14 protein-coding genes are annotated in these 19,804 nt (G+C 38.2%); 11 read left to right on the forward strand and 3 right to left on the reverse strand.

Features of this window, described 5'->3' with window-relative positions:
- Position 1: 1 nt before the first annotated feature.
- The 6 genes from DV428_RS05205 (at position 2) to DV428_RS05230 (ending at position 8,225) form a co-directional block, all read left to right on the forward strand.
- Positions 2-712 carry a fimbrial biogenesis chaperone gene (locus DV428_RS05205; RefSeq protein WP_114908921.1) on the forward strand — a complete coding sequence of 237 codons (711 nt, stop codon included), beginning with the start codon at positions 2-4 and terminating at the stop codon, positions 710-712.
- A gap of 20 nt (positions 713-732) precedes the next feature.
- Positions 733-3,330, forward strand: a complete 2,598-nt coding sequence (locus DV428_RS05210; protein ID WP_114908922.1) for a fimbria/pilus outer membrane usher protein — start codon at positions 733-735, stop codon at positions 3,328-3,330.
- Between the two features lie 15 nt (positions 3,331-3,345).
- Positions 3,346-3,945: a fimbrial protein gene (locus tag DV428_RS05215; protein ID WP_162790780.1), complete on the forward strand. Its 600-nt coding sequence runs from the start codon at positions 3,346-3,348 to the stop codon at positions 3,943-3,945.
- Between the two features lie 13 nt (positions 3,946-3,958).
- Complete coding sequence (locus DV428_RS05220; protein WP_114908924.1) at positions 3,959-4,591, forward strand: fimbrial protein; 633 nt, start codon at positions 3,959-3,961, stop codon at positions 4,589-4,591.
- A complete protein-coding gene (locus DV428_RS05225; RefSeq protein ID WP_114908925.1) occupies positions 4,584-5,813 on the forward strand; it encodes a fimbrial protein in 1,230 nt (409 codons plus the stop codon). The genes DV428_RS05220 and DV428_RS05225 overlap by 8 nt, the downstream gene beginning before the upstream one ends.
- A 384-nt stretch (positions 5,814-6,197) precedes the next feature.
- Positions 6,198-8,225 (forward strand): BCCT family transporter, encoded by a 2,028-nt coding sequence (locus DV428_RS05230; RefSeq protein WP_114908926.1) that lies wholly within the window; start codon positions 6,198-6,200, stop codon positions 8,223-8,225.
- A 35-nt stretch (positions 8,226-8,260) separates the two neighbouring features.
- On the opposite strand, the gene DV428_RS05235 is transcribed toward DV428_RS05230, so the two are convergent.
- On the reverse strand, positions 8,261-9,736 hold the full coding sequence (locus tag DV428_RS05235; protein WP_114908927.1) for a leucyl aminopeptidase: 1,476 nt from the start codon (positions 9,734-9,736) through the stop codon (positions 8,261-8,263).
- Positions 9,737-9,843: 107 nt separating this feature from the next.
- Here DV428_RS05235 and lptF point away from each other — a divergent pair, with 107 nt between their 5' ends.
- The 3 genes from lptF to DV428_RS05250 all read left to right on the forward strand — a co-directional run bounded on the left by lptF (position 9,844) and on the right by DV428_RS05250 (position 12,949).
- A complete protein-coding gene (gene lptF / locus DV428_RS05240; protein WP_009500994.1) occupies positions 9,844-10,938 on the forward strand; it encodes an LPS export ABC transporter permease LptF in 1,095 nt (364 codons plus the stop codon).
- A 5-nt stretch (positions 10,939-10,943) separates the two neighbouring features.
- Positions 10,944-12,020 carry an LPS export ABC transporter permease LptG gene (lptG, locus tag DV428_RS05245; RefSeq protein WP_114908928.1) on the forward strand — a complete coding sequence of 359 codons (1,077 nt, stop codon included), beginning with the start codon at positions 10,944-10,946 and terminating at the stop codon, positions 12,018-12,020.
- 86 nt (positions 12,021-12,106) lie between these two features.
- Positions 12,107-12,949, forward strand: a complete 843-nt coding sequence (locus DV428_RS05250) for a patatin-like phospholipase family protein (protein ID WP_114909581.1) — start codon at positions 12,107-12,109, stop codon at positions 12,947-12,949.
- 44 nt (positions 12,950-12,993) lie between these two features.
- Here the strand turns inward: DV428_RS05250 and DV428_RS05255 are convergent, their stop codons facing one another.
- Both DV428_RS05255 and DV428_RS05260 read right to left on the reverse strand, forming a co-directional pair.
- Positions 12,994-15,636, reverse strand: a complete 2,643-nt coding sequence (locus tag DV428_RS05255; protein WP_114908929.1) for a PqiB family protein — start codon at positions 15,634-15,636, stop codon at positions 12,994-12,996.
- Positions 15,620-16,870 carry a PqiA/YebS family transporter subunit gene (locus tag DV428_RS05260; protein WP_114908930.1) on the reverse strand — a complete coding sequence of 417 codons (1,251 nt, stop codon included), beginning with the start codon at positions 16,868-16,870 and terminating at the stop codon, positions 15,620-15,622. Before DV428_RS05260 ends, DV428_RS05255 begins: the two co-directional genes overlap by 17 nt.
- 179 nt (positions 16,871-17,049) lie before the next feature.
- Between DV428_RS05260 and proQ the strand changes: the two genes are divergently transcribed.
- Together proQ and prc are read left to right on the forward strand one after the other, a co-directional pair.
- Entirely contained in the window at positions 17,050-17,688 is a 639-nt protein-coding gene (gene proQ / locus DV428_RS05265) for an RNA chaperone ProQ (protein WP_162790781.1), read from the forward strand.
- Positions 17,689-17,714: 26 nt separating this feature from the next.
- Positions 17,715-19,790: a carboxy terminal-processing peptidase gene (prc, locus tag DV428_RS05270; RefSeq protein ID WP_114908931.1), complete on the forward strand. Its 2,076-nt coding sequence runs from the start codon at positions 17,715-17,717 to the stop codon at positions 19,788-19,790.
- Positions 19,791-19,804: the final 14 nt, after the last annotated feature.

Below are 19,804 nucleotides of genomic sequence, written 5' to 3' on the forward strand. Positions count from 1 at the left end.
TATGCTATCCATTTTTAAAAAATCGGCTTTTATTTCTGCCACTTCACTTATGCTTGCATTTGCAGTCTCATCTGCTCAGGCGAGTGTAATCATTCTCGGTACGCGTCTGATTTACCCGTCTAACCAAAAAAGCCTCAATGTTCAACTTAACAACCAAAACGGCACCCCTGCTTTAGTGCAAAGTTGGATTGAAGACAAACAAGGCAACCAAGCTAATATTCCTTTTATTATTACTCCCCCAGTAACACGTGTGGAGGGTAACCAAGGGCAAACCTTACGTATTACTTATACGGGCACGCAAGCACTCCCAGAAGATCGCGAATCTCTCTATTATTTTAATTTATTGGATATTCCACCCAAACCAAGTAAGAAAGAGCTTAAAGATAGCCAAAATTATCTGCAATTTTCAGTGCGTAGCCGTTTAAAAATGTTTTATCGCCCAAGCGGTTTACCTTATCCACCAGCAGAAGCCTATAACAAAGTGACTTGGCAAGCCAAAGGCGGCAAACTATGGGCAGATAACCCAACACCTTACTATTTAACCTTTACCCAAGCACAAGTGGGTGCAAAAGATGCCTCAGCGGCGGTGATGGTTGCACCCTTTAGCCAAGGAGAATTTGACGTAAAAGGCGTAAGTAATGGTCAAAAAGTAAAATGGTCATTAATTAATGATTACGGTGGTGATGTAGCTGGAGAATCTATAATTAAATAATTACCTAAAATCGATTTACCATGAAAAAATTAACTTTAAACACTGCCTTAAGCCCGCTTTCTCTTGCATTAGGGCTGGCATTTGCAGGTTTTGTAGAAACAGCTTGTGCAGAAGAATCCCTGCCCATTTCACAAGAAGAGAAAGTGCCATTAGAAAGCAACGATGAAGATGTTGAGTTCAGTGCCACCTTTTTACAAATGGGGGGGAATGGTTCTACTGTTGATGTTGCACGTTTCCAACAAAAAAACAGCGTTCTACCTGGTGAGTATCCTGCAGAAGTTTGGGTAAACGGCAAAGAAAAAGGCGAAATGACGTTGCGTTTTCGTGATAGCGAAAATGCGGCTCAACCACACGCACAGCTCTGCTTTACCCCAGAATTAAGTGATTTACTCGATCTTGAACGGACTGCTATTAAACTTGCCCCAAAAGAAGATCAATGTGTCTCTATTCAAGAAGCAATTCCTGAAGGTAAAGCGGTGTTTAATACAGGGTTACAACGCTTAGAATTTACCATTGCACAAGCCTTAACCATCAATCGCCCACGTGATTATATTGCCCCAAGCCGTTGGCAAACGGGTAGCAGTGCTGCGTTTGTGAATTATGATGTAAACCACAGCCGTTATACCAGCCAATTTAATACGCACTCTTCGCAGGCATATTTAAATTTACGTACAGGTATTAACTTAGGCGATTGGGCATTTCGTCACTCTGGCTCAAAAGTATGGAGTGAAGCTGAGGGGCAATCCGCTCATATGCCATACCAAACTTACGAAACCTATTTGCAAAAAGATTTTGCCCCTATTCGTGGGATAATGACTATAGGTGATTTTTATACTTCAGGTCAATTTGTGGAGGGCTTTGCTCTCCGTGGGATCGGACTTGCATCCGATGACCGCATGCTCTCTCCTTCCCAGATGGGGTTTGCTCCACGCATACAAGGTATAGCCAATAGTAATGCAGTGGTCACTATTCGCCAAAATGGTAATATTGTTTATCAAACTAATGTAACCCCAGGGGCTTTTGTTATTGAAGACCTCTACTCTACGGGTTATAACGGCGATTTAACAGTAGAAATTAAAGAAGCTAACGGCCAAGTACGCTCCTTTATTGTGCCCTTTTCTAACATAGCCCCCCTTATTCGTATGGGGCAATTCCGCTATCAAGTTACCGCCGGGCGTTATCGTAACGGACAACAAATTTATGATGTCAACGTTGGGCAAGCAATGTTGCAATATGGTTTACTTAACAATCTCACCCTCAATACGGGGGTTACGCTCACCCAAAATTATCGGGCGGGCACTGTAGGGATTGGTTTAAACACGCCTATTGGTGCATTTTCATTTGATAACACTTGGACAAGAAGTATCTTCTTGCCTAACACAGTATTAGTTGCTCAAGAGACATTAAACCAATACCGTGAAGTACGTGAAGGCTACAGCCTACACGGCAGTTATAGTATTAACTTTAACCGCACGGGTACCAACGTAACCCTTGCAGCTTATCGATACTCTTCTCGCGATTTTTATAATTTGAGCGATGTAGTAAACGCAAAACAATTTGGTAGTGAAAGTCAATTTTCATTAACAGGAATGCGCCCAAGAAACCAATATCAGATCTCGCTTATTCAAGATCTGAAAGGCTTTGGTAGCCTCTATTTAGTCGGATCTACCAGCAACTACTGGAATAGACCAGGAACTTATAGTCAATATCAAGTTTCCTACGCAAACAACTTTAAGCTGTTAAACTACCAGATTGGATTTTCACAAACGATTCACCGTGAAAATGGTCAACGTGATAACCAAATTTATCTTGGTTTCAGCATTCCATTAGGCCGCAACCATTCATTATCAGCAAACCAAACACGAGGTTCAGGGCAGAAAAATGCTCACGTTGGTATAAATGGCAGCTTCGGTGATTATAACCAATGGAGTTATGGTTTGCATACAAACTCAGGTCAAGCTGGGTATCGTAATATTTCGGGCAATATGAATTACCGCAATACACACTTTAACTTTAACTCTTCTATCTCAAAAGATAGCCACGGTTCACGACAATTTAGCAATGCGTTATCTGGCGTGATCGTCGCACACCGTTATGGCGTAACCTTTGGTGAATCTGTTGGTGAGAGCTTTGCGATTGTACACGCTGATGGTGCAGCAGGTGCGGAAGTCAATAGCGGTCAAGGGCAAGTGTTAGATTGGTTCGGCAATGCGGTATTGCCTTATACACAACCTTATCGTATTAACGAAATCGGGATTGACCCACAAAATCTACCGATTAATATGGAATTTGATAGCACTGAGCAGAAAATTATTCCACGTGCCAACAGCATTCATGTGGTGAACTTTGGTACTACACGTAATAGCCTAGTGTTGTTTAACCTTTCACGACCAAATGGCGAATTATTGCCAATGGCATCTGAAGCCTTTGATGATAAAGGAAATTTTGTCGGCTATGTTGTACAAGGTGGTGTGCTCTTTGCGAGCGGATTAAAACAGCCAAAAGGCACTATTACCGTCAGCTGGGCAAGCGGGGAAACAGGGCAATGCCGTTTTGATTATGAGGTGAAATTAGATAATGCTGAACATATGCAACAACACACGAAACAGTGTAAGTAATAGGAAGAATAAATTGTGAAGAAATTGAAGATTCAATATTTATTCCTGCTAACAAGCGGTCTATTTTTTGCATCATTTGCCTCTGCCTATGATGGTGAAATACGTTTTAAAGCAGAAATTACCAAGGCGGGCACCTGTGAAGTAAGTACAGATTCGGTAAACAAAACGGTTAATCTCAATATAACCTTAGCCCAAAATTTAATTAACCAAGGTTCTACTGCCAATGAAACGCCCTTTAAACTTAACGTTGAAAAGTGTGGCGACGTAACAGACTCAAATCATATTAAATTTGCACTATCTAGAACTTCTGCTTCAGATGATTTACCTACAGGGGTGTTACCTAACAAGAACACTACAGCAATAAATCGGAATACGGTTGGTGTTCAACTCATTTCGAATAGTGGAACGCCCATTGAAATTGGATTTAGTCCATCGGGATTACCAACCATTACTCAATCACGACGCACATCAGGGAACGATCTAGGTGCTGTTTTAAAGCCTCCTTATGGCTTTGAAATCCCATTAAAAGCACGCTTTTATTCCCTAACTAATGGAATTGCAAATAAAGAAGGCCAAGTGGAGTCAGAAGTAACTTTTGCTGTATTCTACGAATAATTAAGGATCAAAAATGAGAAATAATGCTGTTATATTTTTTTTATTACTGGGCACATCGCTCTTTTCTTACGGACAAGCAGTAACCTCGGGAAAGGTTAAATTTACTGGTGAAGTTATTGCTGGGAAATTGTGCACGGTAAAAGCTGATTCAGTAAATAAAATCGTGCCACTAGGGACTATCTCAAGAGCTCAACTTCCTACAGCGGGGGCTACTGCTGGTAATCAAGAATTCACACTTTCGGTAACCGACTGTGGCATAGATATTTCTAACGCTAACAACCACCGTTTAACTTATTACTTTGTGTCTCCTGCTGCTACAATAAATCCTCTAGCTGGGGGCTATGACTATTATTTAAAAAATACAGCGACATCACCTAACCAGAATAGCGTGGGAGTACAAGTCTTTATTAAAAATGGCACCAATGCAGGAAATGTGCTTCAGGTGACAAATCGGGCGTTGCCGAATACTAACAGAGACGGGGGTGGATACACTGGACGAGAATTAGGTGCAACCGTTACTGGCACAGGAGTTAATGCTGATGTTAATATTGATCTCAGTGCTAAATTTTATGCTGTAACAAATGGTACTGCTGATAAACCAGGGCAAGTAACTAGCGAAATGAACTTTGAGGTATGGTATGAATAGCACCCTAGTTAAAGTAAATAAAAAAATAACAGCTCTATCGCCAATTATGGCTATTGGGATAATTGCTATATTTGGTAGTTCCTCATTATGGGCAGCTGATAAGATAGGTAGATGGGAACCCCGTACAGCAGCCCAGCGTCCATATCTTGTTTTTGATAATAGGCTTGAAGTATCACATTATCCTGAAGGACCTGTTGTCAGTAACGTTTATACCTTTCCTCGAGATAATCCCCCCTCTTCTCTTGACATGAGTAATCTAACAACACGATTACCAAAAAAAGAATATAACATGGCAACTTATAGGATTCCTGTTTCAGGGGTAAATACTTTAGGCTGTTTCCAAGCTCGTTATTTCATTGATAATCAGAATTTAACACCTATCTCAACTGCTTTTGGAACGGTGTGGCAAGTTAAAAGTTTCCCGTATTTAGGTTTTAAGATAAGAGTAAGAACACATACTCAAAGAAATGCAGGTATAGGGCAAAATTACGATCAATGGCATGATGTTAATTCAGCGGAGTTCACGTTTCCTACTAGCTGTACAGGTTCTGCAGCAATGAGGATAACCCCTAAGATGGAAATCGAACCTATAGTACTAAACAACATTCCAACAGACCTCAAATTTGAGGATGGGAAAGTCGATATTAATTTGAGTAACATTACATTCGGGCGTTTCTATTTGCAAGGTCGAGATGCATCTACTGGAAACACTTGGCGAGTAGACGTAGAAGACGAGGGGGGGGCATCAATTATTGGTAGTAATGTAACCATTAAAATTAATGCCACAACTTGTGATATTACTGGTACTAAAAATCATGCCCATAATTTCGGTAAAATAAGAAGTATCGATTTGAAGACGCCAAAACAAGGACCAGAGATGAGCATCATCGTAAACTGTGGGCGCTATCAGATCGATCCCCATATTGTGTTTAGCGATGCAAACACACCTAACAACACAAGTGATGTATTAAGTATGTTTTACACTGGTGGCGTAGCATCTAACGTTGGCGTAAAATTACGTAAAAAAACGGATTCAACCTACATTAAATTCGGCCCTGATAGTTCTAAAAAGGGGATAACGAACCAATTTAAAATGACCCCTATCGGGAATAATCATTTTTCCGTTACGTTTACCCCTGAGTTAATTAAAAAGAATAGCAGTGCAAACGTAGATGGCGGCATTTTAGAAGGTTTAGCAACCTATACGCTTTCTTATCAATAACCAAGCCCGTAGGGTAGGCGTAAGCCCACGAAAAATAAATATGCCTAAGGATAATTATTTGGGTTAAACGCGTGGGCTTACGCCCACCCTACATTGGATTATATGTTGTCATATCAATAACCCAGTTAAAACAAGTATAAAGTGCGGTGAATTTTCACCGCATTTTTACAGCTTTAATCTTCACTAATTTGAAATAATAACTGCATTTTGCTATTATATATTGGCTTTTAGGAAACAAACCTTCAATTCCTACTGAACGTTTCCTTCAAAATCGCACTTCTATGTGCTGTCATTTGTAGTGGTTCCATTACACATTTTTGCCTCTAGGCAATGTTTATTAAATCTATTTTTTAATCTATTCACTTAATCGTTAAGGGGAAAAGTTTGTCTTTATTTCAATTTATGACAAAGCGAACGTCATTTAATCCTTTGGTAATTGGCGTTACATTATTTTTTGTGTTGTTACTTATGGCGATGATTTTAATTGTTCCAGCACAAACTCAAGCATTATTGAATCAAGCTAAAACTAGCATTTTTGCCAATTTTAGTTGGTTTTATGTTCTCACTTTTTCAGTGTTTTTAGGATTTTTATTAATTTTATCAGTAAGTAGTCTTGGCAATATAAAACTAGGGCAGGACGAAGAAGAACCTGAATTTAGTTTCTTATCTTGGCTTGCGATGTTATTTGCCGCTGGAATGGGAGTTGGGCTGATGTTTTTTGGCGTAGCAGAACCATTAACCCATTATCTTTCTGACATTACAACAGGTTCAGCTGAACATAAACAACAAGAGGCTTTACTTCACACCCTGTTCCACTGGGGCATTCACGCTTGGGCAGTATATGGCACCATTGCTTTAGCATTAGCTTATTTTGGGTTTCGTTATAAATTGCCTTTAGCATTGCGCTCTTGTTTTTATCCTTTATTAAAAGAGCGTATTAATGGCAAAATCGGCGATGCGATTGATGTTATGGCGTTACTTGCTACGTTATTTGGGATTATTACTACATTAGGTTTCGGTTCATCACAGCTTGGTGCAGGGCTTGAACAAATAGGTTGGATAAGTCAGAACAGCTTTGCTTTACAAGTTGGCGTTATTGTTGTGGTAATGTGTTTAGCGGTGTTTTCTGCCATTTCTGGTGTTGGAAAAGGCGTAAAAATATTAAGTGAAATTAACTTAACTTTAGCATTTTGTTTACTTCTTTTTGTTTTAATTGCAGGCCCTACGTTATACCTTTTATCTGCATTTAGCGACAACATTGGTAATTATTTTAGTAATTTAGTGCAACTCAGCTTTAAAACTTATGCTTATGAGCAAGAACACACAAGTTGGTTTAGTGGATGGACGATTCTTTATTGGGCATGGTGGTGTTCTTGGGCTCCGTTTGTTGGCTTATTTATCGCTAGAATTTCCAAAGGACGAACTATTCGTGAATTTATTTTTGGCGTATTAGTTATTCCAAGTTTATTTGGTATTTTATGGTTTACTGTTTTTGGTAATACAGCAGTATGGCTGAATGATGGTATTGCTGCAGGTAGTCTTGGGGAATTTATTTCTTCACCAGAGATCTTGTTATTTAAATTTTTAAATTATTTGCCTTTGCCAACAATAACTGGCTTTGTGAGTTTATTAGTGATTTCATTGTTTTTTATCACTTCGGCAGATTCAGGTATTTATGTGTTAAATAACATTGCATCTCGAGATAAAAGTTTAGCTTCGCCTGCATGGCAAGCGATAATGTGGGGAACTTTGATGTCAGTTGTTGCAATTGTACTTATGCAATCTGGTGGACTTGCTAATTTGCAAACAATGACATTAATTGTTGCCTTGCCTTTTGCTTTATTGATGTTGGTAATGTGTTTTAGTTTATGGAAAGGCTTAATTGCGGATAAAAAATATTTTTCTACTAAAGTCAATCCAACTAGTATTTTCTGGAGCGGCGATAAATGGAAATCACATTTAGAGCAAATGATGAACCAAACGCAAGAGAAAGATATTTTACGTTTCCTTAAAAATACGGCGTTACCCGCTATGCGAGAATTACGTCAAGAATTAACAGGAAAATATAATTTAAGTGTAGAAATCAACACATTATTTGAGCAAGAAGAGCCAGCTTTGGAATTGGTAATTCATAAAGAATCAATGCGAGATTTTATGTATGGTATTAAATCTGTTGGGCGAGAAGTGTCAGAGCAATTAATTAATGATGAAAATCTACCGCACATTCAGCATAGTGTTACTTACGAGCCTTACACTTATTTCTTTGATGGACGAGTCGGTTACGATGTTCAATATATGGATCAAGATGAATTGATTGCCGATATGTTGAAACAATATGAACGTTATCTAAGTTTGCTTGATGATGTGGGTCAGGAACTGATGGCACACGAGCAAACCGAACTAGCAGAGTAATCGATTTAAAGGTGCAACGTGTGCCAGTTTTGTGGTTATTTAACCTGATTAATCAAAAATTGGGTTAATAGCGAAACAGGGCGACCAGTTGCGCCTTTATTTGCGCCTTGTAACCACGCTGTACCTGCAATGTCTAAATGTGCCCAGCGATATTTTTTCGTGAAGTTAGACAAAAATGCACCAGCAGTAATTGCGCCACCCCAGCGCCCGCCAATGTTGGCAAGATCGGCGAAAGGTGATTTCAGTTGCTCTTGATATTCTTCGCTTAATGGTAAACGCCACGCTTTGTCTGTGGTTTCTGTTGCCGCTTGGAGTAGTGCATTGGCAAGATCGTTATCTGTAGAAACTAAGCCGCTATTGTGTTGCCCAAGGGCAACCACACAAGCCCCCGTCAAGGTTGCAACATCAATAACAAGCTCAGGTTCAAAACGTTCAACATAAGTAAGGGCATCACAAAGGACTAAGCGACCTTCTGCATCGGTATTCAGCACTTCTACGGTTAAACCGTTCATAGTAGAGAGAATATCACCTGGGCGATAGGCATTGCCATCAGGCAGATTTTCACAACCAGCTAAAACACCAATAACATTTAATGGCAAATTCAACTCTGCAATGGCTTTCATTGTGCCGAAGACAGAAGCTGCACCACACATGTCATATTTCATTTCATCCATGTCAGCAGCAGGTTTAAGTGAAATACCGCCTGCATCAAAGGTTAATCCTTTGCCGACAAGTACAATTGGTTTGGCATTTTTATCTGGTGCATTATTGAATGTTAAAACAGACATATAAGCTCTGTTTTCAGAGCCTTTTGAGACGGCAAGATAAGCATTCATTCCAAGTTTTGCCATTTCTTCTTCATCCACAACTTTCAAAGAAAGTGCGGTAGAATTTTCTGCTAAATTTTTTGCTTGTTCAGCAAGATAAGCGGGGTTGCAGATATTTGGTGGCATATTTGCGATGTCGCGTGCTGCTTTTATACCTGAGCTAATCGCATTGGCATGAGCAATAGCCTGTTGTGCTTGCTCACAATCCGTATTAAAGATGAACGATTCTAAAACAGAGGTTTCCGCTTTTTGAGATTTGAAATGATCAAATTGATAATTAGTGTGTTCAATCGTTTCAATGGCAAAGCGGATATTCCAATAAAGATCGCGATCTTTTAATTCAATTTCAGTTAAATAAGAAACAACTTCACGCGTGTTGGTTTCTTTTAGTGTTTTTAATACAGCTTGGATGATTTGTTTATATTGACGCTCGGTGAGCTCTCCTTTTTTGCCACAGCCAACGATTAACACGCGTTTGGCAGCCAGACCTTGAAGATCTCGAAGTAAAATAGTTTGGGCTAATTTGCCAGTTAGCTCACCTGATTTCACTAAATCGTTTAAATAGCCTTGGGTTAATTGATCGATTTCATTAAAACTTTTTGAAAATTCATTATTTTCATAGACGCCTAAAACAATGCAATCAGTGGTTTGAGAAAGTGCGGTATTTTTTGCTTGATATTTCATTTGTTGTCCTTAAATTTCTGTTTAATTCAGCGAAAATAAGGTATCATACGCGACCGCTTTTATCCAGTTTTCCCCCGTTTTAGATTTAGAAAAACAAATGAAATAAGATGATTTTAATTCGATATTTAACGAAAGAAGTATTTAAGAGCCAAGTCGCCATTTTGTTCATTTTATTGCTGATTTTTTTCTCTCAGCAGTTAGTGCGCGTACTTGGATCTGCGGCTAATGGTAAAGTGCCAGCTGATTTGGTATTTTCCTTGCTTGGGCTAGGCATGCCTGCTATGGCGCAATTAATGTTGCCATTATGTTTGTTTATTGCGATTTTACTCACTTTTGGTCGTCTTTATGCGGAAAGTGAAATAACGGTGATGCGTGCTTGTGGTGTCGGACAGCGTGTTTTAGTGCGTGTGGCGTTAATGCTTTCATTGATTACTGCGGGACTTGCTGCTTATAACGTCTTGTGGCTTTCGCCTTGGTCAATTCAAAAACAAGCTGCAATTGTGGAAGATGCCAAAGCGAATCCAACAATGGGGGCGCTTGCTTCTGGTCAGTTTATAGCAACGAATAACAACAATTTTGTTTTATTTATTGATAGTATCAAGGGAAATCAAATCAATGACGTGTATTTGTTCCAAACTGCACCAAAAGGACAAACGAAACCATCCGTCGTGACTGCTGAAAAAGGCGAATTAAAAGCGTTGCCAAATGGCGATCAAATTCTGAATTTACAAAATACGCAACGAGTTGAAGGCACGTCTGTTTTGCCTGATTTCCGCATTACGCATTTTGATGAATATCAAGCCTATTTAGGTCATCAGGAAACAGAAAATACGAATGATGAAGTAGCGGAATTAACGTTATCGCAACTTATAGGTTTAGATTCTCCTTCTGCGAAATCCGAATTGCATTGGCGTATTACATTAATCCTTGCTGTTCCACTCATGGCGTTAATTGCTGTGCCATTAAGTCGTGTAAATCCTCGACAAGGTCGATTTGCCAAAATTTTACCCGCACTTTTACTTTATTTAATTTATTTCTTATTACAAAGCTCCTTTAAATCTGCGGGGGCAGCAGGAAAATTAGATGCGGCTATTTTTATGCCTCTTGTTAATATTGGCTTTTTGTTGCTTGGTATCGTGTTAAACGGTTGGGATAGCGCTGCGATGTATAAATTCCGCCATTTATTCAGTAGAAAAGGATAAGCAAAATGATGAATACCCTTGATCGTTATATTGGAAAAAGTATTCTTGGCTCGATTTTTGCTACTTTGCTTACATTGGTTGGGCTCTCTGCCATTATCAAATTTGTGGAACAATTTCGTAGTGTGGGTAAAGGTACTTATGATATTTGGCAAGCGGTGGCTTTTACTGGATTAACCATTCCAAAAGATATTGAAACTTTCTTTCCTATGGCTGCATTGCTTGGTGCGCTAATGGCTTTAGGTAATCTTGCGAGTCGAAGTGAACTCGTTGTGATGCAAGCCGCAGGGTTTTCTCGTTTTAAAATTGGTATGGCAGTGATGAAAACCGCATTACCACTAGTGTTGTTAACCATGGTGATTGGTGAGTGGGGGATTCCGCAAACAGAACAGTTCGCACGTGATATGCGTGCTCGAGCGCTTTCTGGTGGCTCTATGCTTTCAGTAAAAAATGGTGTCTGGGCAAAAGATGGTAATCATTTTGTGTTTGTTCGACGTGTTATGGATGATACAAAATTAAACGATATTTATATTTATACTTTTGATCAACATCGTAATTTGACGGAATTGAAACATGCTAACCAAGCAAGTTATTCGGAAGATGAAAGTAAATGGACCTTACGTCAAGTGAACCATTCTATGATTAATAAAGATGAAATCACGACAAGTAATCGCTTATCGGAAAAATGGGAAACAAATTTAACGCCAGATAAATTAGGCGCTGTTTCTTTACGTCCCACATCACTGTCTATTTCAGGTTTGTATAATTACATTTCATTTTTACGTGAAACAGGTCAGGATGTGAGTCGCTTTGAACTTACATTCTGGCGAAAAATTTTCCAACCTGTGTCTGTTGGTGTGATGATGTTATTGGCATTATCTTTTATTTTTGGATCACTACGCAGTGTGACGGCAGGAGCTAGAATTGTAACTGGCATCTGTTTTGGCTTTTTGTTCTATGTCGTAAATGAAATTTTCGGGCAAATGAGCGTTGTTTATAATATACCTGCTGTTTTCGGTGCGATAATGCCAAGTTTGCTATTTATTGTGATGATTTGGTGGTTGCTGAGTCGGAAACGGGATTAATTTAGATTGTTCAAATAATTGCGTGTTCAGAAATGGCACGCAATATTTTTATGTGTAGTTTTTAAATGGAAGAAGTTAAAAAATCAATGAAAATTGGCTTAGTATTAGAAGGTGGGGCGATGCGAGGCATGTACACGGCGGGTGTACTAGATACCTTCTTAGATAAAGATTTTTGGGTGGATGGTATCATTTCTGTTTCTGCAGGTGCATTGTTTGGTGTTAATTATCCTTCTCGGCAAAAAGGACGTGCAATTCGTTATAACAAGAAATTTATATCAGATAATCGTTATATCAGTTTTAAAAGTTTGGTGAGCACAGGCAATATCGTGAATAAAGATTTTGCTTTTTATGAAGTACCTTTCAAATATGATGTGTTTGATAATAAAACGTTTAAAGAATCAGATATCGATTTTTATGTGGCTGTGACTAATTTACAAACCGCCCAAGCGGAATATGTCAAATTAACAGATCCTTTGGCACAAATGGAGGTATTGCGAGCTACTTCCGCTATGCCTTATGTTTCTCGTCCTGTTGAGATAGACGGAATTCCTTATTTGGATGGTGCCATTGCGGATTCTATTCCTATGGAACAAATGAAGAAGTTAGGATACGATAAAATTATTGTTATTCTTACCCGCACTTTAGATTATAGAAAATCTAAGCCAATGACTTGGATTGCCAAATGGTTTTATCGACGTTATCCACATTTTGCAGATGCCGTAAATGAGCGTTATGCTATGTATAATCGACAAGTTGAAAATGTGATTAAGCTAGCAGAAAAAGGCGATATTTTTGTTATTCGACCTTCTGTTGATTTGAAAATTAAGCGTATTGAAAAAGATCCCAATAAATTGCAGGCAATGTATGAGTTGGGTATAAAAGATATGCAATTACAGTGGAAAAACTTATTGGACTATTTAAATCGATAATAAAAAAATGGATTAAACCTTTTATCGTTTAATCCATTTTTTATTTATTGTGGTAACGCGCCGCTTCCCCAAGTTTTTACTTCTTCAGAGCGTTTTATCTGAAGTAAGAAACGTTTGTTTGGCTGCGCCTGTGGTTGAATTTCTTTTTCTGCTGGTGTGGAGAAAGAAATACCACCTTTTAGCAATTGTTGAACACTTCCTGTATTAAATGCCGCACCTTTCCAGCCTAAGGTGAAGTCATAACCTGATGCAATCCAAAACTCTGTATTTTGTCGAACAAGATGACTATATTTCGGCATGATTGCGATATGCACTAAGACGCGATCACCAAGACTGTTAAGCTCAAATTTTTTCACGGTCCCCACTTCTACGCCTCGATAAAGAATTGGTGAACCTTCACTTAAATTCATTGCATCACGTGTTTCTAAAATAAATGGCGTACCATTACTAAATTTATTATGTTGTGGTGCTGTTTGCGCTAAATTGAATTGTGTTTTTGTGTTGCCATTCCCAATTTCAATATCGATATAAGGCTGTAATAGGCTATCAAGATTATCTATTCCACCTGCTGAAATTTGTGGTGAGATAATCGTAAAGTTAGAACCTTCTTTTGCAATCATATTCATATAATTATGGTTGATTAATGCTTTTGCAGTGATGCGTTTAGATTTTGCATCAAGCTGAATACTGTCAATTTGCCCCACGTCTAAACCCAAATAGCGCAGACTCATCCCTTTACTCAGATTGGTTGCATCATCTGCCGTTAAGGTGATGGCAAGCCCGATGGATTTTGCATAACTTTCATTTTCGTAAAGTGTTCGATTATTGCCCGAACCACTATTATCAAAGCTAATAGCCCCTTTTAATGAACGCGCAAGTGGCGTCGCTTGAATGCTAATTCCTTTAGGTGTGATATCAATTTTCGCCGCACTTTCTACCCAAAATCGGCTTTTATCTGTCAACAAATGTTGATAGGCGGGATAAATATAAACCTCTACATCAAAGCTATTAGTTTTGGGGTTAATATTTAAAATTTTCCCCACTTCAAATTGACGATATAGTACGAGAGATCCTTTATCAATGCTTGGTAATGTTTGGGTGTGTAAGGTTATCGTTGGCGTAAGAATATTTCCTGTGATGCCATGTTCAGCATTGCTAATATTTTGATAAAGCGGATAACTTACTTTAGCTTTTCCCTGACCTTGTTTTGCCAGCACTCGTACACCGCCTTGCAACCATTTTTCTGGTGTTGCTGATTCAAAACGTAATCCGTCTAATCCAACGCTAATATCAAAGTTGGCTGCTGCCACAAATTGGCTATTTTCGTGAATTAAATTGCGATATTCCGAGGCAATCGCCACCTTAAGTTGCACACCATTTACATCCACTTTTTGTGAAACAATTTGTCCGATTGGCATGTTGTTATAAAACACATTTTGACCTTCACTTACACCATAATTTTCTGGTGCGGTGAGTGTTAAAACTAATGTATTAGGTGCATTGAGTAATAACTCATTTTCTTTAATGACATCAAATTGATGCTTAGTTTCACCATCTCCAGCAATGACATCAAAATATTCGCCACGAAAGAATTTTTTAGGATCAGCTAAATTACCAAGATCCGTTTTTTTATTGCGAAGTACGATTTTGCTATTCGCTTTAAATAAAGAGGCTTGGTTTGGATCTATCAATAAACTGCCTTCTAAAATTTCATCGTTATTTTCAACCGCACTTATTTTAGAAAGAATCCCGATAGGATTATCTTGAGAATAAACTTCGGTCTGTCCTGCAACGAGACCAGCAGATGCGGGGATATTTACGTTGACCTCAATCCCACGTTTTGCCGCTTTTAAATTGGTATAGAGCGTGAAATAACTATTTTCATCTGCCTTTGGGCTGTCAGCTGGAGAGTCGAAAGAAACGGCACCTTGTACAACCGCATTTAAACTTTCTACATTTAAATTTAGGCCAGATGGGCTAATGTTAGCGTTAATGCCACTGATGTTCCAAAAACGTGAATCTTTTTTCACAAACTGTGCATAGGCTTTATCAATCACCACATCTATTTCTACTTTATTGTCTTTATTAATGCGGTAATCGTAAATTTTTCCTACAGGTAGTTTTTTAAAATAGACGGATGCACCGATAGAAATTGAGCCTAAATCATCAGAAATTAAGTGAATCAATAAATCTCCAGGAGAAACTTGGGCAATGGGGCCTTGTTCTTCCGCAATAAATTCATCTTCGCGATCGCCATCACCTGGTTGAAGAGTGATGTAATTGCCTGATACGAGAGAATCTAAACCTGAAATGCCTGCAAGTGAAACATTTGGTTGAACAAGCCAGAATTTTGTATTTTCACGTAAAATACTTGACGCTTCAGGATTGATATTGGCAACAACTTCCACTTTTTGCATGTTATCTGTGAAATTTACTTTTTTCACCACACCAATTTGCAAACCTTGGTAGCGAACTTGTGTTTTATCCGCAACGATACCAGAACCATTGGTGAAGGTAATTGTGATGCTTGTGCCACGTTCCTTAACAATTTGGAAGAATAAAATTGCTCCAATACATAATGCAATGAAGGGAAGTAACCAAAATGGAGAAATACGACGAGTTTTTCGTACTGTCGCTGTCATTTCTGTATGTTGATCTTTCATTGAAGAACTATTTTTCTCTGTCATAAATTTTCCAAATTAATCGACTATCAAATTGTGAGGTTGAAATCATGCTGCAAAATACGGCAGCACCGAAGTAAAATGCGCCAGGACCAACGGTAAAATTAATAATTTCACCGCGCGTTACTAGAGACATCATTAAGGCTAATACAAATAAATCGAGCATCGACCAGCGTCCAACGAAATGCACAATATGTGATAAACGTATTTGCCATTTTATAGAGTGTCGCCATTTAAAATGAACACAACTTAGTAAGTAAAGTAAGATTGCTGCTTTACTGATTGGGACAAAAATACTCGCAAAGAATACCACGAAAGCAACAAAATAACTGCCCATGTTAACAAAAGATATTACACCAGATATTAATGTATCTTCAGAGAGCGCACCTGTTAAATAAATGCCTGATATGGGTAATAAATTTGCTGGGAAAAGCATAATAATCCCAGCAATTAAACTTGCCCAAGTGCGTTGTAACTTAATATTATCTGAAATATGAACAGGCGATAAACAGCGCGGACATCGTGGGTTGTTCTTTTTATCGTAATGAATACCATTTTCTGAAAATGTATAGTTACAAGCATCACATAATTCAATGTTGTTTGCATCATAAGCTGGTTCATTTTCGGGATAAAACTCTTTCCATAATGCTTTAAGGTTTAATTTGATAAAAAGTAAGGTTGTCAAAAGTGCGGTGAAAATAAAGGGAATTAAGTAAACATTGATTTCCAGTGTTGCATATTCACGTACTTTGAACATTGTGACGCCCAGCGCGACTAAATATACATCAAACATAACCCAAGGTTTTATATAACCTAAAAAAAGCAAAATACTGCGTGGTTTAATATGCAAAATTTTTGCAATCCAGAGCATGATGACTAAAATTGCAAAGGTAATTGGCATCACAACGGCACAGATAAACACCATAAAGGCAGTGTATTCATAGCCAGCCACTGACATTTTCCAAATACCTTCCCAAATAGAGGCATCAATTTTTACACCTAATAAATGAAGACTTAATAGGGGATAACCTAAGGCAAATGGCATCAAAATAAGGATCGACAAAGCAGCCATTGCGCAACGATGAACAGACCAACGCCCACCTGTAACTAAATGGTGATGACAACGTGGACATTCAGCTTGTTCATCTTTATTTAATATTAAAGGTGTTTTTACGCTAGCATCACATTCTTCGCATTTTATAATTTGAAATGATTTTTGTGTGAGGTTTGATTCTTGCACGAAAGATTATCTTTTATTCTGTTGTTAAAAACGGCGCATTTTAGCCTTGTTTCAGCTTGTATGTGAAGTGATCTTGACTATTTTTGTGCGAAATTTATTCACAATGTTTTGATTCATTGTAAATTTTGTAAAAAGTGCGATAAACTAAACCAGTTTATATTTACCCTAGGATAACTAACATGACTGATTCTCAATCTAGCGTTCAGGTAGCTGATGCGCAAGTAAATTCACAAAAATTAACCAATACAAAAGATATTATTGCGTATTTGGCTGAAAAATTCCCACTTTGCTTTATTTTAGAAGGCGAAGCAAAACCATTAAAAATTGGTCTGTTCCAAGATTTAGCGGAGGCATTACAAGATGATGAGCGTGTAAGCAAAACTCAGTTGCGTCAGGCTCTTCGTCAATATACATCAAATTGGCGTTATTTACATGGTTGTCGCGAAGGTGCAGTGCGCGTAGATTTACAAGGTAATCCAGCTGGCGTGTTAGAAGCTGAACATGTAGCCCATGCAGCTCAACAGCTTGCAGATGCTAAAGCGCGTGTCGCTGAAAAGCGTAAAGCAGAGGCTGCATCGAAAAAAGCTCAACAAAAACAACGCCCACGTAAACCAGCAAATAAAAATGCTAAACATTTCAATAAGCCGTCATTAAGTGCGGTTGATTTTTCACAAATTTCTGTTGGTTCTGTGGTGAAAGTGAAAGCTGGTGATCATGCGAAAAAAGCAACGGTAGTGGAAGTCCTAAAAGATTCAGCTCGTGTTCAGTTTGAAAACGGTTTGGTTATGAGCGTAGCTGCAGATCGTTTATTTGCATAATGATTTAATTCTACTCGGGAAAGATTATGAGATCTAATATTTCAAAAAATGTGATTACTAGCGCATTGTTATCGGCATTGTTAATCGGCTCTGTGCCTGCTTTGGCTGTGCAGCCTAAATTAAAACTGAGCGATATTACTATTCCAACAGCAAGCGAAGCGAATCAGTTGGCAACTAAGCGTGCAACGACTCGATTAACCCAATCTCATTATCGAAAGATCTCATTGGATGATGCTTTTTCTGAGAAGATTTTTGATCGTTATATCAAAAATATTGATTTTAGCCATAACACCTTTTTGCAATCTGATATAGATGAACTTCGTCAAAAATATGGTGCTAAGTTGGATGACCAGTTAAATCAAGGTGATCTTTCTGCTGCTTTTGATATTTATGATGTAATGATGAAACGTCGTTATGAACGTTATGCTTATGCGTTGTCTTTATTAGATAAAGAGCCTGATTTGAATGGACAGGATCAAATTGAAATTGATCGTGAAAAAGCGGCATTTCCGAAAACAGAAGAGGAAGCCAACAAACTTTGGGAAGAACGAGTAAAAAATGACATTATCAATCTTAAATTAAAAGATAAAAAATGGTCAGAAATTAAAACAAAACTTACCAAACGTTATAATTTGGCAATTCGCCGTTTAACTCAAACAAAGGCAGATGACATTCTTCAAACTTATTTAAATGCATTTGCTCGCGAAATTGATCCACATACCAGCTATCTTGCACCAAGAACCGCAAAAAGTTTTAACGAAAGTATGAATCTTTCTCTTGAGGGGATTGGGGCAACGTTACAATCAGAAGATGATGAAACAAGCATTAAGTCGCTTGTTCCTGGCGCACCAGCGGAGAAAAGTAAAAAATTACATCCTGGAGATAAAATTATCGGTGTGGGACAAGCAACAGGCGAGATTGAAGATATCGTTGGCTGGCGTTTAGAAGATATTGTTGAGAAAATCAAAGGTAAAAAAGGCACAAAAGTGCGGTTAGAAATTGAGCCGTCTAAAGGTGGAAAATCCCGTATTATTACTTTAGTGCGCGATAAAGTGCGTATTGAAGATCAAGCCGCAAAATTAACCATGGATAAAGCCGATGGTAAAAATATTGCGGTAATCAAAGTGCCAAGTTTCTATATTGGTTTAACTGATGATGTTAAAAAATTATTGGTTAAAGCAGAGAAACAAAAAGCCGATGCGTTAATTATTGATTTGCGTGAGAACGGTGGTGGTGCATTAACAGAAGCGGTTGCTTTAAGTGGTTTGTTTATTACTAATGGTCCTGTTGTGCAAGTACGTGATGCTTATCAACGAATTCGTGTACATGAAGATGATGATGCTGAGCAACAATATAAAGGTCCTTTGTTTGTGATGATTAACCGTTACAGTGCTTCTGCATCAGAAATTTTTGCAGCGGCAATGCAGGATTACAATCGCGGTATTGTTATTGGACAAAATACTTACGGTAAAGGTACCGTTCAGCAAAGTCGTCCTTTGAATTTTGTGTATGATTTGGATCAGACGCCGTTAGGTTTATTGCAATATACGATCCAAAAATTCTATCGAATTAATGGTGGATCAACACAATTAAAAGGTGTTGCTGCAGATATTAATTTCCCTGAAATTATCGATGCGAAAGAGTACGGTGAAGATAAAGAAGATAATGCATTGCCGTGGGATAAAATTCCATCCGCAACTTATAAAGAAGTTGGCAATGCTCGCAAAGATGTTGATGTATTAAATAAAAAACATCTTGAGCGTATTGCTAAAGATCCTGAATTTGTTGCATTGAATGAAGATTTAAAAATTCGTAATGAGCGCCGTGATCGCAAATTCTTATCGTTGAATTATCAAACACGTAAAGCCGAAAATGATAAAGATGATGCAAGACGTTTAAAAGATATTAATGAACGTTTTAAACGTGAAGGCAAAAAAACGTTAAAGGATATTGATGATTTACCAAAAGATTATGAAGCACCAGATTTCTTCTTAAAAGAAGCGGAAAAGATGGCAGCGGATTTTGTTATGTTGAATTCAAGTGCGCAAGATGTTGGTAAAGAAGCTCAGAAACTAACAGAAAAAGTAGAAGAGAAAAAATAAAATTATTTTAACCG

The sequence above is a fragment of the Haemophilus haemolyticus genome (genome assembly GCF_003352385.1).
GTDB lineage: Bacteria > Pseudomonadota > Gammaproteobacteria > Enterobacterales > Pasteurellaceae > Haemophilus > Haemophilus haemolyticus_I.

Bases quoted from the DNA above. Each gene is read 5' to 3' on its own strand.
- lptG (WP_114908928.1), top strand. From the start codon at position 10,944: ATGATGAATACCCTTGATCGTTATATTGGAAAAAGTATTCTTGGCTCG.
- DV428_RS05210 (WP_114908922.1), top strand. From the start codon at position 733: ATGAAAAAATTAACTTTAAACACTGCCTTAAGCCCGCTTTCTCTTGCA.
- DV428_RS05205 (WP_114908921.1), top strand. From the start codon at position 2: ATGCTATCCATTTTTAAAAAATCGGCTTTTATTTCTGCCACTTCACTT.
- DV428_RS05220 (WP_114908924.1), top strand. From the start codon at position 3,959: ATGAGAAATAATGCTGTTATATTTTTTTTATTACTGGGCACATCGCTC.
- DV428_RS05255 (WP_114908929.1), bottom strand. From the start codon at position 15,636: ATGACAGAGAAAAATAGTTCTTCAATGAAAGATCAACATACAGAAATG.
- prc (WP_114908931.1), top strand. From the start codon at position 17,715: ATGAGATCTAATATTTCAAAAAATGTGATTACTAGCGCATTGTTATCG.
- DV428_RS05225 (WP_114908925.1), top strand. From the start codon at position 4,584: ATGAATAGCACCCTAGTTAAAGTAAATAAAAAAATAACAGCTCTATCG.
- proQ (WP_162790781.1), top strand. From the start codon at position 17,050: ATGACTGATTCTCAATCTAGCGTTCAGGTAGCTGATGCGCAAGTAAAT.
- DV428_RS05235 (WP_114908927.1), bottom strand. From the start codon at position 9,736: ATGAAATATCAAGCAAAAAATACCGCACTTTCTCAAACCACTGATTGC.
- lptF (WP_009500994.1), top strand. From the start codon at position 9,844: ATGATTTTAATTCGATATTTAACGAAAGAAGTATTTAAGAGCCAAGTC.
- DV428_RS05250 (WP_114909581.1), top strand. From the start codon at position 12,107: ATGAAAATTGGCTTAGTATTAGAAGGTGGGGCGATGCGAGGCATGTAC.